This window comes from Arthrobacter sp. Alg241-R88, assembly GCF_900537115.1.
GTDB lineage: Bacteria > Actinomycetota > Actinomycetes > Actinomycetales > Micrococcaceae > Arthrobacter.
Genome location: NZ_UNRG01000003.1, coordinates 1 through 20,532, shown reverse-complemented (window position 1 = coordinate 20,532; position 20,532 = coordinate 1). Strand labels below are relative to the sequence as shown.

Below are 20,532 nucleotides of genomic sequence, written 5' to 3'. Positions count from 1 at the left end.
CAATATCTCCGGTTCGGGAAACTGCTTCCGCCCGACCCAACAATTTCCCGCGTCCGCACTTTATGATGTGCGAGGGGGGTGGTGACATGGCTGATTCACGGAGCCAGAGCAAGAGTTTCACAGCACAAGCGTTTGGGGCAGTGCTGGACGCCAGCCCGGACGCACTCCTCGCACTGGCACCCGACGGCACCGTTACCATGGCCAACGCCGCCGCCGAGTGGCTTTTCGGGGCCAGCCGGGAAGAATTGACGGGCCGCAACCACCAGGTGCTGCTTGCGGAGGGCTTCCGCGACGAGGTGGACCAACTCCTCCAGCAGCTTCTCGCGCAGCCCGGGAGACACCCTCGGCCGCGGGAGGTTTACGGGGTGCACAGCAGCGGGAGCGAGTTTCCGGCGGAGGTAACCGCATCGCTGGTCCCGGACCTTTCCGCCACCAGCAAAGGCGGCAGCCAAGCAGCACCACAGCTGCTGTTGTCCGTCCGCGGCACGTCGCACCGGAAGTCAGCGGACGAGGACCTGCGTGAGGCTATGTCCCTGCTCGCTGCCACGTTGGAGTCCACGGCCGACGGCATTTTGGTTATGAGTGCCGAGGGCCGTGTGGCCGGTTTCAATGACCAGTTCCTCCGAATGTGGGGCATCCCGCCGGAACTGCTGGACGGTGACAGTGAAGAACCGATTATGCGGCTCGTTGTTGCCCAAGTGGCAGATCCGGTCGCTTTTATGGGCCGGGTCAACGAGTTGGAGGACAACCCGGCAGCTGAAAGCCACGACGTGGTGGACTTCAAGGACGGCCGCACCTTCGAGCGGTATTCGCGCCCGCAGCGCGTGGGCGACAACATTGTTGGCCGGGTGTGGAGTTTCCGGGACGTTACTCCGCGACGGAAGGCCCAGGAGCAGGCGCACCAGGCGATGCTCGACCTCGCTGCCCAGGCTGAGAAACTGCGCACCATGGCCTTCCAGGATCCCCTGACCGGACTTGCCAACAGGGCCGTCTTTAATGACGGACTGGTGGACGCACTGACAGAGCCGCGGCTGAAGGCAGTGGACGTCCTCCTGCTGGACCTGGACGATTTCAAGGAAGTCAACGACATCCTGGGGCACCAGGCCGGCGACGACATGCTGATCGAGGTGGCCCGCCGGCTGCGTGGCTGCGTGCCCACCGCCGATGTGGTGGCCCGGCTCGGGGGCGACGAGTTCGTGGTGCTTTTGACGGCCTGCCCGGACCCGGATGCGATTGCTGCCTGCATTGTCCGGTGCCTGCACGTGCCCGTCACCATCAACGGCACTGTGCTTCGGCCCAGCCTTAGCTTGGGGCTGGCGTCCCTGGGCCAGGAAAGCGTAGGAGCCTCAGAGCTGCTGCGGCACGCGGATATCGCCATGTACGCTGCCAAGGCTGCCGGCAAAAACCGCTTCCTGAGGTTCCACCCGGACATGATGGCGGCCCTGGTGCAAAGGACGGACATGGAAAGCGGTTTGCAGTTGGCCGTGGCGCGGGGGGAAATCTCGGTGGACTTCCAGCCGATTGTCTCGCACCGCATGGGCCAGGTTGTTAAGTTCGAGGCGCTGGCGAGGTGGGACCGGGGCGGCGAGCGCGTCCCGCCGTCGGTATTCATCCCGCTGGCCGAACGCACCGGGCTGATCGGCGAGATCGGCGCGGAGGTGATGGCCCTCGGCATGGTGCAGTTGGCCTCCTGGCTCAGCGAGGACCCGTCCCGCTCCCTGTCCGTGAACGTTTCAGGCGTCCAGCTGCAGGAACCGGATTTCGCCGAGCAGGTCCTCCGCCTCGCCGAAGCCAGCGGAGTGGCCGCGTACCAGCTGGTGCTGGAGGTGACTGAGAGCGTGTTTTTCGACGCCGACTGCAGCCTGATCAAACAGCTCAGCACGCTGCGGGATGCGGGAGCCCGGGTTGCTTTGGACGACTTCGGGACCGGCTATTCCTCGCTGGGCCGGCTGCAGGACCTGCCGGTGGACACGGTGAAAATCGACAAAACATTTATCTCGATGGTCCGTACGGGCGCGGAGCGGCTGCCCATCCTCAGCTCGATGATCAATATGGCGCACAGCCTGGGGCTGACAGTGACGGCCGAAGGCGTGGAGACGGCTGCCCAGGCTGACTATCTGGCTGCACTGGAGTGCGATTCGCTGCAGGGGTACCTGTTCTCATTGCCGGAACCCGGTGAGCGGCTGGAGTATGCCCTGCGCCACGCGGAAGAAGCGCTTATCGCTCTCAAGGCCCGGTAGGGCGCCTCAACCGAAGTACGGCGTTACGCGGCCTGCTTGCGTCCCGCCTGCTTGACGCTCTTCTTCGGTGCGGCGGATGTGGCGTTCTGGCCGGGCCGCGGCGCGGAGGCGGGTGACGCCTGCTGGTCCGGCACCGGCTCAGCGTGCGCTGCTTCCGCGGTCTGGGCTTCTTCAACTGCAGGTTCTTCTTCAACGGCGTACGCTTCTTCAGCCGCGTAAGCTGCTGCGGCGGCCCGGTTTCGCTTCCAGCGCCGGACCAGGTCAACGGCGGCCAGGGCACCGGCCAGCGGGGTGAGCACTGCTGCCCCGTAGACGAACAAAATCCAGGTCAGGGTGGTCAGCGGAGGCTGGTTGTTGTGCAGGAGCGACAGGCCGCCAAGGAGCCCAACGGCCCAGAAAAGGACCACTGCGGCGAGTACCGCGGCGGCTGGGAAATACTGGTTGGACACGATTTTTTTCAGGGTTTCCATGCACTTCCTCCTGCCTGGCCGGGGCACGGCAACAGCCGCTCAAAACCAGTATGGGGCTGCCGGGCCGTGAATTCGGGCAACACGCAGGCGGTGGTGATGAACCTAACGCCGGGGCCGCCGCAGAGTCCCGTCGGCGGTTCAGCCGGCAGCCCTCTTCCCTGCCGCGGATGCAGCTAATACGGTGGACCTGTCCGGCCACCCGGAGCCGGCTTGCCCGTACCGATGGTGCCAACCTGGAGGTTCCCATGCGTAAAGTCACAGCCGGTCTGTTCCACTCCGTGGACGGCGTGGTGTCGGATCCTTACAAGTTTCAGTTCGACAGCTTTGATGATGAACTCGGCGTGGGCCTGACCCGGATGATGGAAACGGTGGACACCGTGGTGTTGGGCCGGGTGAGCTACCAGGAGTGGGCGGGCTACTGGCCCAACGCCTCCGTGGACGAGGACTTTGCAGGCTTCATCAATCCCGTGGAGAAGTTTGTGGCTTCCCGGACGTTGAAGGAACCGCTGGAGTGGCAGAATTCGCAGCTGATGGACGCACCGCTGGAAGAGTTCGTGGCCAAGTTAAAGGCGCGCGACGGCGGTGAGATCGCCGTGTGCGGCAGCATCTCGGTGACGCGGCAGCTGTTGTTCGCCGGGCTGCTGGATTCCCTCACGCTGATGACCCACCCGGTGGTGGCCGGCAGCGGCCGCCGCCTCTTTGAGGACGGCGACCCGACCACCCGGCTGGTGCTGCAGGACCAGTATCGGACCAGCAAGGGCAATGTGGTCAGCGTGTACGGGCGACTGGAGGGCTAAGCGCCCCGCATGGCAGCTGTGACGGCGGCAATATCGCCGGGCGTCGTTCGGCAGCAACCACCGATGATGCGGGCACCGGCTCCGCGCCAGGCTGCGGTCCCCACGGCGATGCTGCGTGGCTGGGCAACGCTGCCGGCGGCGGGAACCGACCCGCTGCTTCCCGTTGTTGAGGCGGGTGCCCAAGTTTTCGTGACGGGATCGTAGGTTTCGCCGGAGTTGGGATACGCCACCAACGGTTTGTCAGTGGCCTCGCGCAGCGCGGCGAGCGCGGGCGTCACAAGCTGCAGCGGCACGCAGTTCACGCCGATTGCGGCCACAAGAGGCTGCGCGCCCAGGAGTCCGGCCACGGCTGTCAGCGAGGTACCGTCACTGATGTGCCTGCCATCCCGCAGCGAGAAGGAGAACCAGGACTCGACGTCATACTCCCGGGTGAGTGCAAGCAGCGCCTCAGCCTCGGCAAATGACGGCAGGGTTTCGCATGCGAGGAAGTCCACGCCGGCTTCCACCAGCGCGGCAATGCGGGGACGATGGAAGTCCCGGAATTCGCCCGGCGTCAGGGTGTAGTCCCCGCGGTACTCGGAGCCGTCGGCAAGGTACGCACCGTACGGGCCGACGGAGCCGGCAATGAGCAATGGTCTGGCGTCCGGGGCGGCGGCAAGGTGCTCCTGGCGGGCTTCGTCTGCCAGCCGCACCGACAACGCCACCAGCTCCAGCGCCTCCTGCTCCCCGATCCCCCGCGCGGCAAAACCCTGGGGCGTGGCCTGGTAGCTGGCGGTCGTTGCAATCCTGGCACCGGCAGCAAAATAGTCGCGGTGGACGTCCTTGATCAGGTGGGGCTGTTCGAGCAGGACCTTGGCCGACCACAAGGGATCATCCAGGTTGCAGCCGCGGGCCTCGAGCTCGGTGGCCAAGGCACCGTCCGCGGGCAGGTCCCCGCCGGTTTCCAGCAGGGATGACAGGAACGCATTCGAAGGCATGCCAGTCATAATACGCATTTCCTTATGCTTGTAATGATTATTTCTTTCTGTCACGATGGCAGGCAACCGTCAGCCCGGCGGGAGGAAAGAGGACAGGCCTTGAACGTTCAACTGCACCCGGTACGCAAGCTGCGCGTGCACTGGCCCATCAGCGGCACCACCTTTGCACAGCTCGCCAAAGGCAAAGCCAGTGCCTTCCGGGACGACCCGGGCATCGCCCATCTGCTCCAGGCCCTGACACAGTTCCGGGAACTGGGCGATTTTGGCAATTACAAGCACGTGTTCGAATCCGGCCTGGGGTTCGAAGGGTTCACCACGGCCGAGGGCGCCAACCCCACGCTGGGACGCGTGGGCGAGCAAACCCTGTCACCAACCTTCGTTTTCACTACCTACTTCGATGCGTCCCTGGAGGACGCCGCCGTCGAACGCTTTATGCGCCAGATCGTGGAGATCCACCCCTGGGAAGTGCCTGTCATCGAACTCACCGGACCCATCAGCGTTTCCAGCAGTGCGCTGGCACCGATCACCGAAGGGGCTGCTGCATCATGACGGACACCGCCACCGTTTCCCTCTGGGAGAGCCTGCAGCCGCTGCTCTCGGGCAGGAAGTTCGTTGACCTTACGCACGCCTTCCACCCCGGCCAGCCACACTTCGCGGCCTTCCCGGATGAGGAACGCGAAGCACTCTTCGACCTCGAGAAGGGTGACGGGTTCACGGCCCACCGGTACACAATCGTTGGCCAGTGGGGAACACACGTGGACCCGCCCTCCCATTTCATCCGCGGCGGCAGGAGCCTGGACCAGATCCCGGTGGAGGAGATGATCCTTCCGCTGGTGGTCCTTGACATCACCTCGCGGGTGACCGGCAACCCGGATGCCACCCCCACCCTGCAGGACGTACAGGACTGGGAACGCCGGAACGGCACCATCCCGGCGGGCGCTTTCGTGGCCCTGCGCACCGGCTGGAGCAGCCGCTGGCCGGACCCGGACGCGATGGCCAACCGGGACGAGGACGGATTGAGCCACACGCCAGGCTGGTCCTTCGAGGTGCTGTCCTTCCTGGTCAACGAGCGGTCGGTCGCAGCCGTAGGCCACGAGCAGACGGACACGGACCCCGGCCTTGCCACCTCCCGCCAGGACTTCAGCCTGGAAACCTACGTCCTGGAGCAGGACCGCTGGCAGATTGAACTGCTGGCCAACCTGGACGGGCTTCCGGAATCCGGTGCCGCCGTCGTCGCAACCTGGGCCAAACCGCTGGGCGGCAGCGGTTTCCCGGCGCGGGTGTTTGCCATCTGCTGATGTGGCTTTACGGACCGGTATTCTGCTCAGCTGCGCCGTGGTCGCCGGAACAGTGCGGGGTCGCCGGAAATTCCAGCGTCCTGGCACTGTCCGGCGATTCCGGCGGCCAGCCGGTGAACCCCTGCCCGCAAAACCTGGCGGGAAAGCCGTCCACTAGACTCGACTCCATGCCTAAAACCTCCAGCATGGGCCGCGGCATCATGGCCGTCCTTGCTGTTGGCGCGCGCCATGCAGCGGGACACCCCGGCGGAACAGTGGCTGACGTCGCTCAGGACCTGGGTAAGGACCGCAGCCAGGTGTCGCGCAACCTGCGCAGCGGCGAGCAGGAGGGCTTCCTTAGCCGGACCAGCCAGCGCACCTACACCCTGGATTGGTCTGTGCTCACCGACGCGCAACTGCTGACGGAACGCCGCTTACACTCCGACGGCGGCACCGCCCTGGATACGCTGGCCCGTGAGACCGACGAGGCTTGCTTCCTGGGGGTCCTCCATGGCGACAGCACGGTGACCATCGGCGAAAGCGTTCCCCCCAGCAGCAACCTCGTGGGCTCCTGGCTGGGCCGGCCCTACCCCGCCTACTGCAGCGACGCCGGCCAGGCAGTCCTGTGGGAGGCGTCGGAGGCAGAGGTGCGCACCGTTTTCGCGGATATGGATTTCGTCCGCCACGGCCCGAACACGCCCTCCAGCGTGGAGGACTTCCTGGTGCGCCGCGAAGCCGCCCGCGCACGGGGTTACACAATCGTGGACGAGGAGGCCGAACCAGGGCTGTACTCGCTGGCCGTCCCCATTCGGGACTTCAAGGGTGACGTGGTGGCGGCGCTGCAGATCGTCGGCATCAGGGAGCGGCTGGAGCCGCGACAGCAAGAATGCGCCGCCGCGCTGGTGGCACAGGGCAAGTGGCTCGAACAAAGGCTCGGCTACAACCTGCAGGACTAAGCCCGAAAGGCTCCGAGCCGTTCCGCAGCCTGGCCAAGTACTGCAGCAAAAGAGCCCGCATCAGTCCCGATCGCTTCACGGCTGCCCAGCACGCTGAGCGAGGCCAGGATTGCGCCGCCGGCGTCCCTCACAGGCACCGCGAGTTCCACCACCTCGTGCTCGAATTCCTCAGCGGCGGCAATGAACCCTGCGGCGTGGTCCCGCGTCATCAGGTCCCACACCTCCCCGGTGGAGTGGGCAGCACCCGGGCCCCCGATGCCGATGTAGTTCACGTCCCGGAGCAGGGCATCCAGGGCGGGCCGGTCGTGATCCCACAGCAGGGCCCGGCCGGCGCCGGTGCACCAGACGGGAGTCACCATGCCCGGTTTCACGAAGCTTCCGGGAACGGCGTCGTTGCTCGAACTCCGGAGCAGGATCACGCGGTAGCCGTCGCGGACTGAGAGCCGTGCCCGCAGTCCGAGTCTGGCAACCAGCGCCTCGAGTTCGGTTCCAGCTTCCCGGACCCAGCCGGTGTTCATTGACGCGGCGAGGCTGAAGAAGCGCTGGCCGGTCCGGAACGGGCCGCGGTCCACCCGCTCCAGCAGCCCGAGGTCGCACAGTTCCTGGGTCAGCCGGGAGACGCGGCTTTGGTCCATTTCCAGCTCGGCGGCGAGCTGCGAAACACCCAGCAGCTGCCGGCCCCGCTTCTCCCGGTCGGCCACCAGCCGCACAATCCGCAGGCCCTGCGCCATTGATGACGCCTCAGCGGACGAATCCACGCTCATTGCCCCTCCCCGCCGGAAACCTCGCCCTATTCTTCCACGGCACCCGCCCCGAAAGGCGCGGCAGGACGGGCGCCGGAAAGAACGACGCCGGCCCTCCGGGAAGGTGCGTGACGCCCCTAACGCGGGCTGGCGCCGTCGTTCGCTCCCGTTACGTGGCGGCCCGCTACGTGGCGGACAGCTACTTCGCGGCCAGTTACTTCGCGGGCACAGCCTTGCGGCCGTGCCGGAAGTGGAACCAGAGGTAGCAGGCGGCCACAAACGGGATGCCGAAGTAGAGCGCGGCGGCCTGGGCGGGGTCGAGTGCGATGCCGATCAGGGAAACCACGCAGAGGGTGAACGCCAGGATGGGCACCAGCGGGAACAGCGGCGCTTTGTAGGCGAGGGTGGACACGTCGCCGCCGTTGCGGACGAAGGCGCGGCGGTGGAAGAAGTGCGAGGCGGTGATGGACATCCAGACGCCCACCACGGCGAAGCCCGCCACCGAGACCAGCACCAGGTAGACCGTTTCCGGGGCAACCACACTGCTGATCAGCGACGCGACGCCGCCCACCATGCTCACCGAGAGCGCGATCAGGGGAATGCCCCGGCTGGTCAGCTTTTTGAAGGCGCGGGGTGCGTGGCCTTCATCGGCGAGTGAGTAGAGCATCCTGGCACAGGAGAAGAGGCCGCTGTTGCCGGCGGAGAGGAGGGCGGTGATGATGACGAAGTTCATGATGTCGGCGGCGAACGGGAGGCCGATGGCGGAGAAGACCGTCACGAACGGGCTCTCGTCCAGGCCCACCTCGGTGTACGGGATGGTGGCGGCGATGACGGCGATGGCGCCGACGAAAAAGATGAGCAGGCGGAGCACGGTGGTGCGCATAGCCTTGGGGATGCTGGTGGCTGGGTCCTTGGTTTCGCCTGCTGCCACGCCGATGAGTTCCGAGCCGGAGAAGGCGTAGAAGACGGCGAGGACGGTGACCAGGACGCCGGTGAAGCCATTGGGGAACAGGCCGGCCTCGGTGGCGAAATTCTCGAACAAGAACGGGTGCTCTCCCCCGCCGACGAGCGGGCGGAAGCCGAACAGGGCAGCGCCGCCCAGGACGATGAGGCCGATAATCGCGGCCACCTTCACAATGGCGAACCAGAACTCGGACTCGCCGAAGAACTTGGAGGAGACGGCGTTGAAGCCGAAGAGGATAGCGGCGAACACCAGGCACCAGACCCAGACCTCAACGTCCGGGAACCATCGCTGCATCAGCAGGCCCGAGGCGGTGAATTCGGAGCCAATGGCCACCGCCCAGCAGAGCCAGTACAGCCACGCGGTGGCAAAGCCGGTGGCGGGGCCGATGGAGCGGGCGGCGTAGATGTGGAACGCGCCGGACACCGGGTAGGCGATGGCGAGTTCACCCAGGCAGGCCATCACCAGGTACACCACAAAGGCGCCCACCAGGTAGGCGATCACGGCGCCGAGCGGGCCGGCCTCCGAGATGGTGTAGCCGGAGCTCAGGAACAGGCCGGAACCGATGACGCCGCCCATGGCGATCATCACCAGGTGGCGCGGGCCCATCGAGCGGCGAAGTCCGGACTCCGCTTGTTGCGTAGCCGGGCTGGTTGACTGTTCATCCAGCGTGAGCGGTGCTGAGGGTTCCACGGGCGTCTCCAATGTGGGGGGTCGATCGGTGCGATGGGGCGCGCACAATCCCTGGTCCCGCTCCCGGGAAACGAAGAAGTGCACGTCGACAGTGCTGAAAGTAGCACGCAAGCCGAATTTCCAATCATCAAAGACATATAGCAATGCTTATATTGCACGTTGTTACTTCGGGCGACCACCCCGAGTAACGCCCGACGGCGGCACTCGTTGGGTGCCGCCCTCGCCGTCTGCAGTCAGGACCAGGGAGCCGGACTAACAGCACTTTCCGCTGCGGCTCGGGCTGTAGGGGCGGACTCCCCAGTAGACGTCACCGAGGATTCATTCTGGCGCCCGCCCTGGAGCACTTCGTTCGCTGCCTGTGTAAGGGTCAGCGCCGCGCCGCTGGCCCAAGCGAGGCCAAAGCGGACGGGTCCGGCCTCGGCCCTGGCCCTCGCGCTGATTCCTTCGACGCGTTTGCGTTCTTCCCCATTTAGTAGCGATCCGTGCTCCGTGCGGTAGGCGTCAGCGGCAGCGAGCAGCCGGATGGCTGAATCTATACTGTTCTTCGCTGCGTACACACCTGCCAATGACTCGAGATAACCGACTACGTTGCCGTATGCACCGAGCTGAAGGGCATCGCCAACCACTTCGAGGAGCAGGCGCTCGGCGCCGTCGTAATCGCCGGCCTGTTCCGTGCTTTCTGCAAGGTTTGTGAGCACCACACCGAGGAGCCACCGGTCTCCAAGCGGCCGGGCAGAGTCCGCACACAACTGCGACAGCTCAAAAGCCCGCGGATGATCCCCCGCATAAAAGGCGAGACGTGACAGCACAACTAAGGCGGCAACGCGGGCACGATGGCTGGCGCCGGGGTAGGACAAAGCTTCTACTGCTAATCGCTCGGCATTATCGCGGTCATCGTTTTGCGCAGCCTGGACGGCAAGGCACATGGTGGTCCAGGCGACCCCCTTGCTGTTGCAGGTGAGCCTAAATGCATCAAGGGCTTGCCGGTGGAGGTGGGCCGCCTGGTCATACCGGCCCAGCGTCCAGGTCAGCGTAGCGGCGCCGCTCAACGCCGGCGCCCGAAGCTCCGGTGGGGCGCCAGGTGTTCCGTCGAGCAGCTTCAGGGCGACCCCGCACTGTTCGGCCACGTCGCCGGTCAGCTCCCAGTAGTGCCAGAGTTGCCCCACCAGACCGAGCGCTACATCTTTGGAGCCGTCGGGTCCCGCCGCCCAACGCAGTGCCGCCCGGAGGTCGAGGGTGTCGGTGTGAAGTGTCCGGAACGCGTCAACCTGATCCTCTCCCCACAACTGCGGCCCGGCTGCTTCCGCGAGGGCAAGGTAGTGCTCGGCGTGCCGGCGCCTGATTTTGGATTCCTCCGGGAGCAGTGCGAGCCGGTCCCGCGCAAACTCGCGGATCGATTCGAGCATTGACACCCGTTCCCGCCCTGCGTCGTCAGTGTAGCGCCGCAGCAGGCTGTGACCCGCGAGCGCAGACAGCAGGACTTCTGTGGACGTTTTGTCAGCTGCGGTTAGACCACAAACTGCGTGAGTCGCCGTCACCGTGGGATCCCCGGCGAAAACGCCGAGTCGATCGAAGACCACGCGTTCAGGGTCCGGGAGCAGCCGGTAACTCCACTCCATCGTGGCGGTGAGCGTCCGCTGCCGGTCCGGGAGGTCCCGGAAGGTGTCGGGCAACGCGGCCAGGCTGACCTCCAAATCATCCAGGAGGTCGCGCTCATTGAGGCGGCGCAGTTGGGCTGCGGCCAGCTCGATAGCCAGCGGAAGGCCGTCTAAACGCTGGCACAGACGAGTTATTACGGCGGCATTGTCATCGTTGACGTCAAACTGCGGGCGAACTGCCCGGCCTCGGTTCAGGAGCAGCTTCACGGCCGGCACGGCGCGTAGGTGGCGCGGTGGCAGCGGCGGGTCGACTGGCGGCACTTCAAGCGGTGCCAGCTCAAATTCGTACTCGGGACGGAGCCCGAGGCGCCGCCGGCTGGTGGTGAGGATCCGTAGGTCAGGAGCGGCGGTCAGCATGTCCAGCACCACCGGCCATGCGTCCTCCAGATGCTCGAAATTGTCCAGAACCAGAAGCAGTCGGCGGGTGTGCAGGAATCGGGAAGCTATTTTCAGCGGATCCTCCCCGGCACTCGCCTCCAGTCCGAGTGTCGCCGCGATAGCGCCGGGCACTTGCTGAACCCGGGTGAGTGGTGCCAGATTGACCCAGCCCACGCCGTCGGCCATGCGCTCGCCCAGCCGGGCAGCAGCCGCCAAAGCCAAGCGGGTCTTCCCCGTTCCTCCCGCACCCGTCACCGTAACCAGCCGGCAGCCCTCCGAGCGGTACAGCGAACACACCTCCCCCAGTTCGGCCTCCCGCCCTACCAGCGGAGTGAGGGCAGCAGGCAGGTTCTCGATGCGCTGCCGGCTCCGGTGATGTCCGTTAGCGGCCGGAGCACCGAGTGACGGGTCCTGTTGGAGCACCAGTCTTTCGAGCTCCTGCAGATGCTCGCCGGGATCAATGCCAAGTTCCGTTGACAGGGTTTTCCGCGCCTCCCGGCACGCTGCCAGGGCATCTGCTTGCCGGTCTGCACGGTACAGCGCGAGCGCGAGCGATGCCCATAGCCGTTCCCTGAAGGGATGCTCCGAGACCATCCGCTGCACCTCCCCCACCACAGCGGTATGCCTGCCCAAGGCGAGTTCGATGTCGAAGAGATCCTGGTACGCGTCGAGCCGCGCTTCTTCCAGCGCGTCCAGGTCCGGTGCCAGCAGCTCGATGTCGCCAAGGTCGGGGAAGGCCGGCCCTTTGAACAGGTCCAGTGCCTGACGCAGCCGGTCCGCACCTTCAACCAGCTTGCCCGTCTGCACCGCTTGTTCACCGGTGGCGACGTACTGGCGGAACTGGAGCAGGTCGAGTTCATCGTCCCCCACTGCCAGCAGATAGCCGCCCGGCCTGCTGGCAAGTCGATGGGAGGCGGAGCCTTTAGGCCGGCCCGGTTCCAGCAGGCCCCGCAAATTGGCCGCGTAAACCTGCAGCTGCGGTAGCGGATGCGCGGGCGGCTGGCCGGCCCAAACAGCCTCGGCCAGAAAGTCGGTGCTGACGACGATGTTTGGCCGCAGCGCCAGGCATTCGAGGACGATCCGCAGTTTCCTGCTGGTCACGGGAACCGATGCGCCGTCGGCTATGACCTCCAACGGACCCAGAGCCCTGATCCACAGTGCGCCCATCCCCGAGCACCCCTCACCGACCGGCTGCGGAAACGGGCCACGCCCGTCCCGCAGAACCCTCAACCAGCGACCCCTAGCGCCCGCCCTTCACACACGATGTGCCCCTGGGGGCAACATCAAAGCCCATCATGCTCCTGGCTCCGAGGATGGTCCAGAGTTCCGGCGCAGATTAAGGGCGGCTTAAGCCCCGGGAGTCAATCTTGAGCCACTCATCCGAGTACATCTGAAAGGAAGATCCCATGAAAACTACTATCGCCCGTGCATTCGCCCCGGCTGCATTGGCTGCAGCCGCCCTTGTCGCACCGGCGCCAGCGGCCGTTGCGGAGGACGTGTCCTTTATCCTGCCGGTCAAGACAGGGTGTGACTTCAGGCTTGGCGTCTCTTGGACCGGAGGGAATCTACAAACCAAGGAATTCGTGGATGAGGACGGGAACACGATTCGGCTACTGGTTTCGGGCAAGGGCACCGTTATCACTTACACGAACTATGGATACAAGCCGGGACGCAACCCGACGCCAATTGACTCCCTTACGATTCGAACTGACGGCTCAGTGACTGAGACGGTTACGAATCCGGACGGCACACAAACAGTTACCGCTACCGGCCACAACGGCCTCATCTTGTTCCCCACCGACGAGCCAGAAGGTCCGTCCACCATTCACTACACCGGAAAGATCGTATACAACGTTGACCCCGCCACTGGTGTTTTCACCTTGCTAAGCACCTCCGGCCAATCACTGGACGTCTGCGCCGAACTGGCCAGCTGACACCTAAGCCAGGTTCCGCTCCAGCATGTGGCCGATAATCCGGGCGCCCTCGGGGAAGGCGCCCGGATTCGTTCCCGAGTAGTTGAGCCGGATGAAGGGACCCGCCGGTTCGGCTGGGAACCACTCGTTTCCCCCAGCGATGATTACGCCCGCGGCCTCACAGTCCCGGGTGAGCCGCTCAAGGTCGGTTCCGTCGGGCAGACGTACCCACAGGTTCAGGCCGCCCTTTGGCACCTGCACGAGGTGCGCCGCGGGGGCGTGCTCGCGCAGGCTGGTGACCAGCAGGTCGCGGCGGGACTCCAACTGGTGCCGCAGGCTGCGCAGGTGCGTCTGCCACCCCGGCTGCGTGACGACGTCGAGCGCTGCCGCCTGCAGCAGCCCGCTCACGTACATCGATTCGGCTGCGCGGTCGGCAAGAATGCGCTCACGCGCCGGACCACGGGCGATCACCCCGGCCACCCTGATGGACGTGGACACACTCTTGGTCAGCGAGCGCAGGTACACCACGTGGCCGGAGTCGTCACGGGAAGCGACAGGAACGGGGTTGGAGCTGATGCCGAAATCGTGCGCCCAGTCGTCCTCCACCAGGAAAGCTCCCTGGGCACGCACCACGTCGAGGACCTGGTCGCGCTTCTCAGCCGACCACTGCGCGCCCGTTGGATTCGCGTAGTTGGGCTGGGCGTAGAACACCCTTGCTCCGGTCTCCTCAAACGCACGTGTCAACTCCGCCGGGTCCGGCCCGTCCAGGCCCGTGGGCACCGGGACAACGTGCACGCCAGCCTGCGCCGCGGCGAGGATCGCGCCCCAGTAGGTGGGCGATTCCAGCAGGAGCGGCTGGCCCCTGCCCACCAGGGCGCTGAAGATCGAGCTCAGTCCGCTTTGGCTTCCGGGGAGTACGACGACGTCGCTTGGGTTGGGCGGTGTGGTGCCGGCGGGCGTCGACGCGCCAAGTTCATGGGCGAACCACGATTGCAGTTCCGGCATGCCGGCGGCCGGCGGCCGCGACAACGCCGCGTCCCCCCGGGCGGCGCGGGTAAGCGCGGCCCGCACGAGCCGTTCAGGCAGCAGTTCACGCGCCGGGTAGCCGGAATGGAAAGAGATTGCATTGAGCGGCACGTCCCGCATGGTTGAAGAAGCGGGCGGCAGTGCCGCCAGCGGTGACCGGAGCGCCGCCGTTTGCCAGCCGTAGTCCGACGGCTTCGCAGTCCTGGCGGCACGCACGAACGTCCCCACACCGGGCCTGCTCTCGATGAGGCCCTGCGCAGCGAGTGTCTGCAGCGCCTTCTGCACCGTGACGGGGCTGGCCTGGTATTCGGCCACCAGGGAACGGGTGGAAGGCAGCTTCGCACCGGGCGCGGCTGCAGCCATCCACGATTTCAGGTGCGCCACGATCCGGGAACTGCTATCGTTGTTCATGAAAGACAATAGTAGCGCTACTCTTTCGAAGCGCACAGTGATACCGCTTTCGCAGCCCTCCGGATTGTGGCTGGGCCTTCTTGGCGTCGCGGCATTCTCCTTCACGGTCCCGTTCACCAAGGTGGCTGTCGACGGCCTGTCGCCGCTGTTCATCGGCTCGGGCCGGACGGTAGTAGCGGCAGTGCTGGCGGGTGCCGCCCTGGCACTTACCCGGCAGCGGCTCCCCCGTCCGATGCAATGGGCACGTCTCGCCGTGGTGGCAGCCGGCGTCGTGATCGGCTTTCCGCTACTGACGTCCTTTGCCCTGACCAGCACGCCGGCGAGTCACGGTGCCGTGGTCATAGCGCTGCTCCCCGCCGCAACGGCTACCGCGGCTGTTCTCCGCGGGCGCGAGCGTCCTCCGTTCGCGTTCTGGCTTATCACCGCCGTGGGCGCCCTTGCGGCGATCGTCTTCGGTTCCCTGCAGTCCGGCGGCCTCGGCCAGCTCCACTGGGCGGACCTGTTGCTCCTCGCTTCGGTGGCTGCTGCTGCGATCGGCTACGCGGAGGGCGGCCTGCTGGCCCGTGAGCTCGGGGCCTGGCAGACCATCTCCTTGGCGCTGGTCCTCGCTTCGCCGTTGATGCTGGTCCTGGCCGCGCTCTCCGTCGCGGCGCAGCCACCATCCGCCTCCCCGGCGCAGTGGCTGGCCTTCGCCTACCTCGGCGTGGTGAGCATGTTCCTGGGCTTTTTCGCCTGGTACCGCGGCCTGGCGATTGGCCCTATCGCCCAGGTCAGCCAGATTCAGCTCATCCAGCCCGTGCTGAGCATTGGCTGGGCGGCTCTCCTGTTGGGAGAAACGCTGAGCTGGGCCACCATAGTCGGCGGCCTGGCTGTGATCCTATGTGCCGGCGCCGCAGTTCGGGTGCGGCTCAAGCCTGCCCCGGCACGGCCCGTCCAGCTTCTTCATTCCACCCCATCCCTTCAGCCCGCAAAGGACTAGCACCATGTACACCCCAGCCCATTTCGCTGCCACCCCGGAGACTGTCCGCGGTCTGCTTTCCCGGCCGGGCGCCCTTAACCTGGTCACCATGACCTCGCAGGGCCTGCTGGCAACGCTCCTGCCGTTTGTCTTCGACCCCGACGCCGGGGAGCACGGCGCGCTGCAGGGGCACCTCGCCCGGAACAACATTCAATGGTCCGAACCGGCCGTCGGGGAAGCGCTGGCCATCATCCAGGGCGCAGACGCTTACGTTTCACCCTCCTGGTACGCCTCGAAGGCTGAGCACGGCCGCGTTGTGCCAACGTGGAACTACACCACCGCCCACGTCTACGGGCGGCTGGTGATCCATGATGATCCGGTGTGGCTGGAGCGCCAGGTACGGCGGCTCACCCGCGTGCACGAAGCCGGGTTTGAGCACCCGTGGAGCGTGGACGATGCCCCTGGGCGCTTTATCGCCGGCCAACTGCGGGCCATCGTCGGCGTTGAACTGGTGATCACCAGGATCGAAGCGAAGGCCAAGTTGAGCCAGAACCGGCCCGAAGCTGACGTTGACGGCGTGGTTGCCGGGCTGTCAGCCCGGGGGCACACGGAGGCTGCTGCCGACGTCGAGCGCGTCCGCTGACGGAAATGCGTAACTTTTGGGCACCAGCCCACCCGCGAAGCCCGGTATGGAGCGGGTTGTGCGGGCAAGGAAGTCTAAGAGTTACGCATTCCGGCCAGGCCGGCAGCGTCAGGAAGAAGCCCGGACCAGCTCTTCGCTCTTCTCCCACAACCCGCGCGCCAGTTCGGCATCATAGGCCTGGGGGTTGGCCTTGGACATGGCGCGCTTGGCGTAGAAGGCCCCGGAGAACCAGTCCTTGCCCGGGGTGCCGTTGATAAGCCACAGCATGGTGTCGGCGCCCTGGTCCGGGGTGAGCATGAACCTGTTGAGCAGGGTCTTGTACGCGTGGCGGAAGGGGCTGGTGGACTCCGCGGCGAAGTTGGTGCGGACCACGCCCGGGTGGAACGCCGCCGTCGTAATGCCCCGGTCACTGTAACGGCGGTCCAGCTCGGCGGTGAACAAGATGTTGGCCAGCTTGCCGGTGCCGTAGGCGCGGTTGGTGGAGTAGCTGCGTTCGGCGGCGAGGTCCGAGAGGTCCAGCCTGCCAAAGCCATTGGCGGCACTGGACGTGTTGATCACCTTGGCCTGGCTGGCAACGAGCGTGTCCATCAGCAGGGTGGTGAGCAGGAACGGCGCCAGGTGGTTGATCTGGAAGGTGGACTCGTTGCCGTCAACAGTGAGGGTGCGCTTGCCCATGATGCCGCCGGCGTTGTTGGCCAGGACGTCGATGCGCGGGTAGTCGGACTTCAGCTGGGCGGCAAGGGTGCGGACCTGCGCGAGCTCGGAAAAGTCGCTGACGAAGTAATCGGCGTTAAGCTCCTTGGCAATGGCGCGGGTCTTCTCGTCGGAGCGGCCGACGACGACCACCTGCTCCCCTGCCTTCACCAGCGTCCGCGCGGCTGCTGCGCCGATGCCGTCGCTGGCGCCGGTGATCACGATGGTGCGAGAGGTCAAGGAGTGTCCTTTGGTCGATGGAACGTCAGGCGCGAAGCTGGAGCACGCCGCCTCTGGCACAACGACGCCGGCAGACCAAGTGTTCCCTGCCGCCCCTGCCACGGCATATCCTGCAGACACCAGCCGAGCCGAGGGAGGACCGTCATGGAGATGCCAAAAGCAACGGACGGGGACAAGGAGCGCTTCAGGTCCCTGGTTCCGGACCGCCCGGACGTTGTGGTCAAGCCAATGTTCGGGAACCTCGGCGCCTTTGTGAACGGCAACATGTTCGCCGGGCTTTTCGGGCCCACCATCGGCATCAAACTCTCGCCCGGGGACCGGCAGGAACTCGAAAGCGCGGAGCGGACCGTCCCGTTCGGCCCCGCGGAGCGCCCGATGGGCGGCTACACCGGGCTCCCGGAGATGTGGAACGAGGAGGGCGACGGCGACGACGCACGCGCGAAAGCCTGGATCCACAAAGCCTTCGAGTACGTGGCGGGGCTGCCGCCAAAGGAACCCAAGACTCCGAAAGCCCGGGCAGCGAAGTAGTGCGGGTAAGCTAATGGGCCGGTTCGAGGGCGAGCCTGAGGCCGAAGCCCACGAGGACGGTTCCGGTGATGCTGTCGATGATGCGGATGCTGCGGGCACCTTTGAGCCAGCGGGAGGCATGGCCGGTGGCGAAGATCAGAAGGGTGAACCAGGCCATCGCCAGGATGCAGTGGATGCCTGCCAGCAGGATGCCCACCAGCAAGGGTGATGCCCCTGCCGGAATGAACTGCGGGATGGTCGCGATATAGAAGACGCCCACTTTCGGGTTGAGCAGGTTGGTGCCGGTCCCGGTCAGCCAGCCCTTGACCATGCCGTCCCCGCCTGCAGGCACCGGATCGTCGCCCGTCGGCGCAGCCTTGCCGTGGCGCAGGCTCTTCCACAGCAGCGACAGCCCCAGCCACATCATGTACGCCGCCCCGGCGATGGTCAGCATCCGGTAGGCGAATTCAGAGGCAGCCAGAAGTGCGGAGACGCCGACCGCCGCAGCAACTCCCCAGATCATCGCCCCAGTGCTGACGCCCAGCGCCGTGGCGAAGGCGAAACGGCGCGACTTGGAAATGGACGAGCGCAGGACAAGAGCAGTGTCCAAGCCGGGAACCAGCGTCAAAAGTCCGGCAACCAAGGCAAACGACACAACAGCCTGAAGGAGAGTCACCGTCCAAGGATATGGGGGCCAGGCATCGGGGCCCATGATCGGGAACGCCAACAGAAGCCGCGACTGTTTTTGTCACGCAGTTAACCACCCATTCACGTCGTCCTCAGGGCCTGTCCAACCGGCCTCCATACGGTCGAGGGCATGGATAACATCTCACGCAGATCCCTGATTTCCGCCGGCCTCGGGGCCGGCCTTGTTGCCGCCCTGCCGGGTGCCGCCGTGGCGGTTTCCACAGCGGACGACGCCGGCCTCCGCACTGATCCGTTTATGCTCGGCATCGCGTCCGGCGAGCCGTGGCCGGACGGCTTCGTAATCTGGACCCGCCTTGCCCTGGATCCCCTGGCCGAGGACGGCCTGGGCGGCATGCCCTCGCGGCAGGTCCCCGTCGCCTGGGAAGTCGCAGAAGACGCCAACATGCGCACCGTAGTAGCCCGCGGCGTCGAACACGCCCGGATCGAAACCGCCCACTCCGTGCACGTTGAGCTGAAGGGCCTGAAGCCCGGCCGCGAATACTTCTACCGGTTCCGCAGCGGCCGCCACATCAGCCAGGTGGGCCGCACGCTGACCGCACCGGCACCGCACGAGACGCCGGCCGCCCTGGCCATGGCCTTCGCCAGCTGCTCCCAGTACGAGCACGGCTACTTCACCGCCTACACCCGCCTGGCCCAGGACCACCCGGACCTCGTGCTGCACCTGGGCGACTACCTCTACGAATACAAGAAGGACAGCTATGTGATCGGCGGCGGCAACCCGCGCGACCACCAGGGCCCGGAGACCACCACGCTGCAGGGCTACCGGCAGCGGCACGCCCAGTACAAGTCCGACGCCGACCTGCAGGCGGCGCACGCGATCGCGCCCTGGCTGGTGGTATGGGATGACCACGAGGTGGACAACAACTGGGCGGATGAGGTCCCGGAGAACCGGGACGCCGGCCAGCTCAACGACACCACGGAGCGCTTCCGCCAGCGACGGGCGGCCGCGTTCCAGGCCTACTACGAGAACATGCCGCTGCGTGCCTCGTCAGTCCCTGCCGGGTTCGACATGAAGATCTACCGCACCATCCAGTGGGGCCAGCTGGCCAACTTCCACATGATGGACACCCGGCAGTACCGCGACGACCAGCTCGCCGGCGACGGCTGGAAGAAGAACGTGGCCGAGCGCCTCGCAGAGGACCGCACGATCACCGGCGCCGAGCAGGAGAAGTGGCTGCTGGACGGGTTCAAGAACTCCACCCAGCGCTGGGACATCCTGGGCCAGCAGGTGTTCTTCGCTGAGCGGGACCGCGCCCAGGCACTGGACGTGGACGACGTCTCGATGGACGGCTGGGACGGGTACGCCGCCTCCCGCCGCCGCATCACGCAGGGCTGGTTGGACGCGAAGGTGCGCAACGCCGTCGTACTGACCGGTGACGTGCACCGCAACTGGGCCAACGACCTCAAGGTGGACTACAGGGACCCCGCATCCCCGGTAGTGGGTTCGGAGTTGGTGTGCACGTCCATCACGTCCACCGGCAACGGCACGGGCTCCACCACGGACCCGACCATGGCATGGAACCCGCACCTGAAGTTCTACAACGATTCGCGCGGGTACGTGAACACCAGGATCACCAAGGATGCGATGACCGCGAACTTCCGGGTGCTTGACTACGTCACCACGCCGGGCTCCCCGGTCAGCACGAAGGCCTCGTTCCGGATCCAGGACGGAGTGCCCGGCCTGCAGGCGTAACTTGCCCGCCTCTTAAAGTAAGTAGCCTTTGTGTCCCTTGCGGGGCGCCCGTTCCGGGCTGAAAATGTGCGTGTGGTCGCCTGTCGAAGCCGTGGTTCTTTGGTTCCTTGAGGCCGTTAGGTAGCCAGGTGTTGGGGATCATGACGTGAGCCCTTTACTGTTTCCGTTGTTGAGAACGAGGACTAGATTTTCCTTTCCCTCGTGATTCCCCAGGCGGCCGCTGTTATGTTCGGCGGGCGCGTTCGGGAGGAGATGACGGAGTCCATGCTGGCTGAGTCCCAAGATGAGGAAGAGATTATTGCCAGGGTCGCTGCACTGGATATCGGCAAGGCCGAGCTGGTGTGCTGCGTTCGGATTCCCGCAGAGGGAAACCGGAAGAAACGCTTGCAGGAAGTGAGCACGCACTCGACCATGACACGTTCGCTGGGAGAGCTGGCGAACCGTCTGGTCGGGCTTGGTATCGAGCGGGTGGTGATGGAGGCGACCGGCGACTATTGGAAGCCGGTGTTCTATCTCCTCGAGGCCCACGGGCTTCAGCCGTGGCTGGTGAACGCCCGGGATGTCAGGCACCTTCCCGGACGGCCCAAGAC

19 protein-coding genes are annotated in these 20,532 nt (G+C 65.8%); 11 read left to right on the top strand and 8 right to left on the bottom strand.

Annotation, left to right across the window (positions count from 1 at the left end):
- The first annotated feature begins 86 nt into the window (after positions 1–86).
- Positions 87–2,240 carry an EAL domain-containing protein gene (locus G6R19_RS08745; RefSeq protein ID WP_163164186.1) on the top strand — a complete coding sequence of 718 codons (2,154 nt, stop codon included), beginning with the start codon at positions 87–89 and terminating at the stop codon, positions 2,238–2,240.
- A gap of 23 nt (positions 2,241–2,263) precedes the next feature.
- On the opposite strand, the gene G6R19_RS08740 is transcribed toward G6R19_RS08745, so the two are convergent.
- Entirely contained in the window at positions 2,264–2,710 is a 447-nt protein-coding gene (locus G6R19_RS08740; protein WP_163164185.1) for a hypothetical protein, read from the bottom strand.
- A gap of 245 nt (positions 2,711–2,955) precedes the next feature.
- On the opposite strand from G6R19_RS08740, the gene G6R19_RS08735 reads away from it, so the two are divergent.
- On the top strand, positions 2,956–3,507 hold the full coding sequence (locus tag G6R19_RS08735) for a dihydrofolate reductase family protein (protein ID WP_163164184.1): 552 nt from the start codon (positions 2,956–2,958) through the stop codon (positions 3,505–3,507).
- On the opposite strand, the gene mmuM is transcribed toward G6R19_RS08735, so the two are convergent.
- Positions 3,504–4,484 carry a homocysteine S-methyltransferase gene (gene mmuM, locus G6R19_RS08730; protein ID WP_163164626.1) on the bottom strand — a complete coding sequence of 327 codons (981 nt, stop codon included), beginning with the start codon at positions 4,482–4,484 and terminating at the stop codon, positions 3,504–3,506. The two genes, G6R19_RS08735 and mmuM, sit on opposite strands and share 4 nt — an antisense overlap.
- 99 nt (positions 4,485–4,583) lie before the next feature.
- Here mmuM and G6R19_RS08725 point away from each other — a divergent pair, with 99 nt between their 5' ends.
- From G6R19_RS08725 to G6R19_RS08715, 3 genes are all read left to right on the top strand, one after another.
- Entirely contained in the window at positions 4,584–5,033 is a 450-nt protein-coding gene (locus G6R19_RS08725; RefSeq protein WP_163164183.1) for a hypothetical protein, read from the top strand.
- Entirely contained in the window at positions 5,030–5,782 is a 753-nt protein-coding gene (locus G6R19_RS08720) for a cyclase family protein (RefSeq protein ID WP_163164182.1), read from the top strand. The genes G6R19_RS08725 and G6R19_RS08720 overlap by 4 nt, the downstream gene beginning before the upstream one ends.
- Positions 5,783–5,949: 167 nt before the next feature.
- Positions 5,950–6,717, top strand: a complete 768-nt coding sequence (locus G6R19_RS08715) for an IclR family transcriptional regulator (protein WP_163164181.1) — start codon at positions 5,950–5,952, stop codon at positions 6,715–6,717.
- On the opposite strand, the gene G6R19_RS08710 is transcribed toward G6R19_RS08715, so the two are convergent.
- The 3 genes from G6R19_RS08710 to G6R19_RS08700 form a co-directional block, all read right to left on the bottom strand.
- Positions 6,714–7,475 (bottom strand): IclR family transcriptional regulator C-terminal domain-containing protein, encoded by a 762-nt coding sequence (locus G6R19_RS08710; RefSeq protein ID WP_163164624.1) that lies wholly within the window; start codon positions 7,473–7,475, stop codon positions 6,714–6,716. The genes G6R19_RS08715 and G6R19_RS08710 overlap by 4 nt on opposite strands.
- 199 nt (positions 7,476–7,674) lie before the next feature.
- On the bottom strand, positions 7,675–9,114 hold the full coding sequence (locus G6R19_RS08705; protein WP_163164180.1) for an amino acid permease: 1,440 nt from the start codon (positions 9,112–9,114) through the stop codon (positions 7,675–7,677).
- A gap of 233 nt (positions 9,115–9,347) precedes the next feature.
- Positions 9,348–12,317 (bottom strand): BTAD domain-containing putative transcriptional regulator, encoded by a 2,970-nt coding sequence (locus tag G6R19_RS08700; RefSeq protein WP_163164179.1) that lies wholly within the window; start codon positions 12,315–12,317, stop codon positions 9,348–9,350.
- A gap of 239 nt (positions 12,318–12,556) precedes the next feature.
- Here G6R19_RS08700 and G6R19_RS08695 point away from each other — a divergent pair, with 239 nt between their 5' ends.
- The gene (locus G6R19_RS08695; RefSeq protein ID WP_163164178.1) at positions 12,557–13,084 is read left to right on the top strand and encodes a hypothetical protein; all 528 of its coding nucleotides are present in this window, start codon (positions 12,557–12,559) and stop codon (positions 13,082–13,084) included.
- A gap of 3 nt (positions 13,085–13,087) precedes the next feature.
- Here the strand turns inward: G6R19_RS08695 and G6R19_RS08690 are convergent, their stop codons facing one another.
- Positions 13,088–14,500 (bottom strand): PLP-dependent aminotransferase family protein, encoded by a 1,413-nt coding sequence (locus tag G6R19_RS08690; protein ID WP_163164177.1) that lies wholly within the window; start codon positions 14,498–14,500, stop codon positions 13,088–13,090.
- Here G6R19_RS08690 and G6R19_RS08685 point away from each other — a divergent pair.
- Together G6R19_RS08685 and G6R19_RS08680 are read left to right on the top strand one after the other, a co-directional pair.
- Positions 14,499–15,479 carry a DMT family transporter gene (locus tag G6R19_RS08685; RefSeq protein ID WP_163164176.1) on the top strand — a complete coding sequence of 327 codons (981 nt, stop codon included), beginning with the start codon at positions 14,499–14,501 and terminating at the stop codon, positions 15,477–15,479. The two genes, G6R19_RS08690 and G6R19_RS08685, sit on opposite strands and share 2 nt — an antisense overlap.
- 4 nt (positions 15,480–15,483) lie before the next feature.
- Positions 15,484–16,101: an FMN-binding negative transcriptional regulator gene (locus tag G6R19_RS08680; RefSeq protein ID WP_163164175.1), complete on the top strand. Its 618-nt coding sequence runs from the start codon at positions 15,484–15,486 to the stop codon at positions 16,099–16,101.
- A 108-nt stretch (positions 16,102–16,209) separates the two neighbouring features.
- Here the strand turns inward: G6R19_RS08680 and G6R19_RS08675 are convergent, their stop codons facing one another.
- Positions 16,210–17,034: an SDR family NAD(P)-dependent oxidoreductase gene (locus tag G6R19_RS08675; RefSeq protein ID WP_163164174.1), complete on the bottom strand. Its 825-nt coding sequence runs from the start codon at positions 17,032–17,034 to the stop codon at positions 16,210–16,212.
- 144 nt (positions 17,035–17,178) lie between these two features.
- On the opposite strand from G6R19_RS08675, the gene G6R19_RS08670 reads away from it, so the two are divergent.
- A complete protein-coding gene (locus G6R19_RS08670; protein WP_163164173.1) occupies positions 17,179–17,562 on the top strand; it encodes a TfoX/Sxy family protein in 384 nt (127 codons plus the stop codon).
- 10 nt (positions 17,563–17,572) lie between these two features.
- Here G6R19_RS08670 and G6R19_RS08665 read toward each other — a convergent pair whose 3' ends face one another.
- Positions 17,573–18,217, bottom strand: a complete 645-nt coding sequence (locus G6R19_RS08665; RefSeq protein WP_163164172.1) for a LysE family translocator — start codon at positions 18,215–18,217, stop codon at positions 17,573–17,575.
- A gap of 141 nt (positions 18,218–18,358) precedes the next feature.
- Between G6R19_RS08665 and G6R19_RS08660 the strand changes: the two genes are divergently transcribed.
- Both G6R19_RS08660 and G6R19_RS08655 read left to right on the top strand, forming a co-directional pair.
- A complete protein-coding gene (locus tag G6R19_RS08660; RefSeq protein WP_163164171.1) occupies positions 18,359–19,942 on the top strand; it encodes an alkaline phosphatase D family protein in 1,584 nt (527 codons plus the stop codon).
- A 264-nt stretch (positions 19,943–20,206) separates the two neighbouring features.
- Positions 20,207–20,532 (top strand): transposase (locus G6R19_RS08655; protein ID WP_163164622.1); only part of this gene is annotated, 326 nt, incomplete at its 3' end.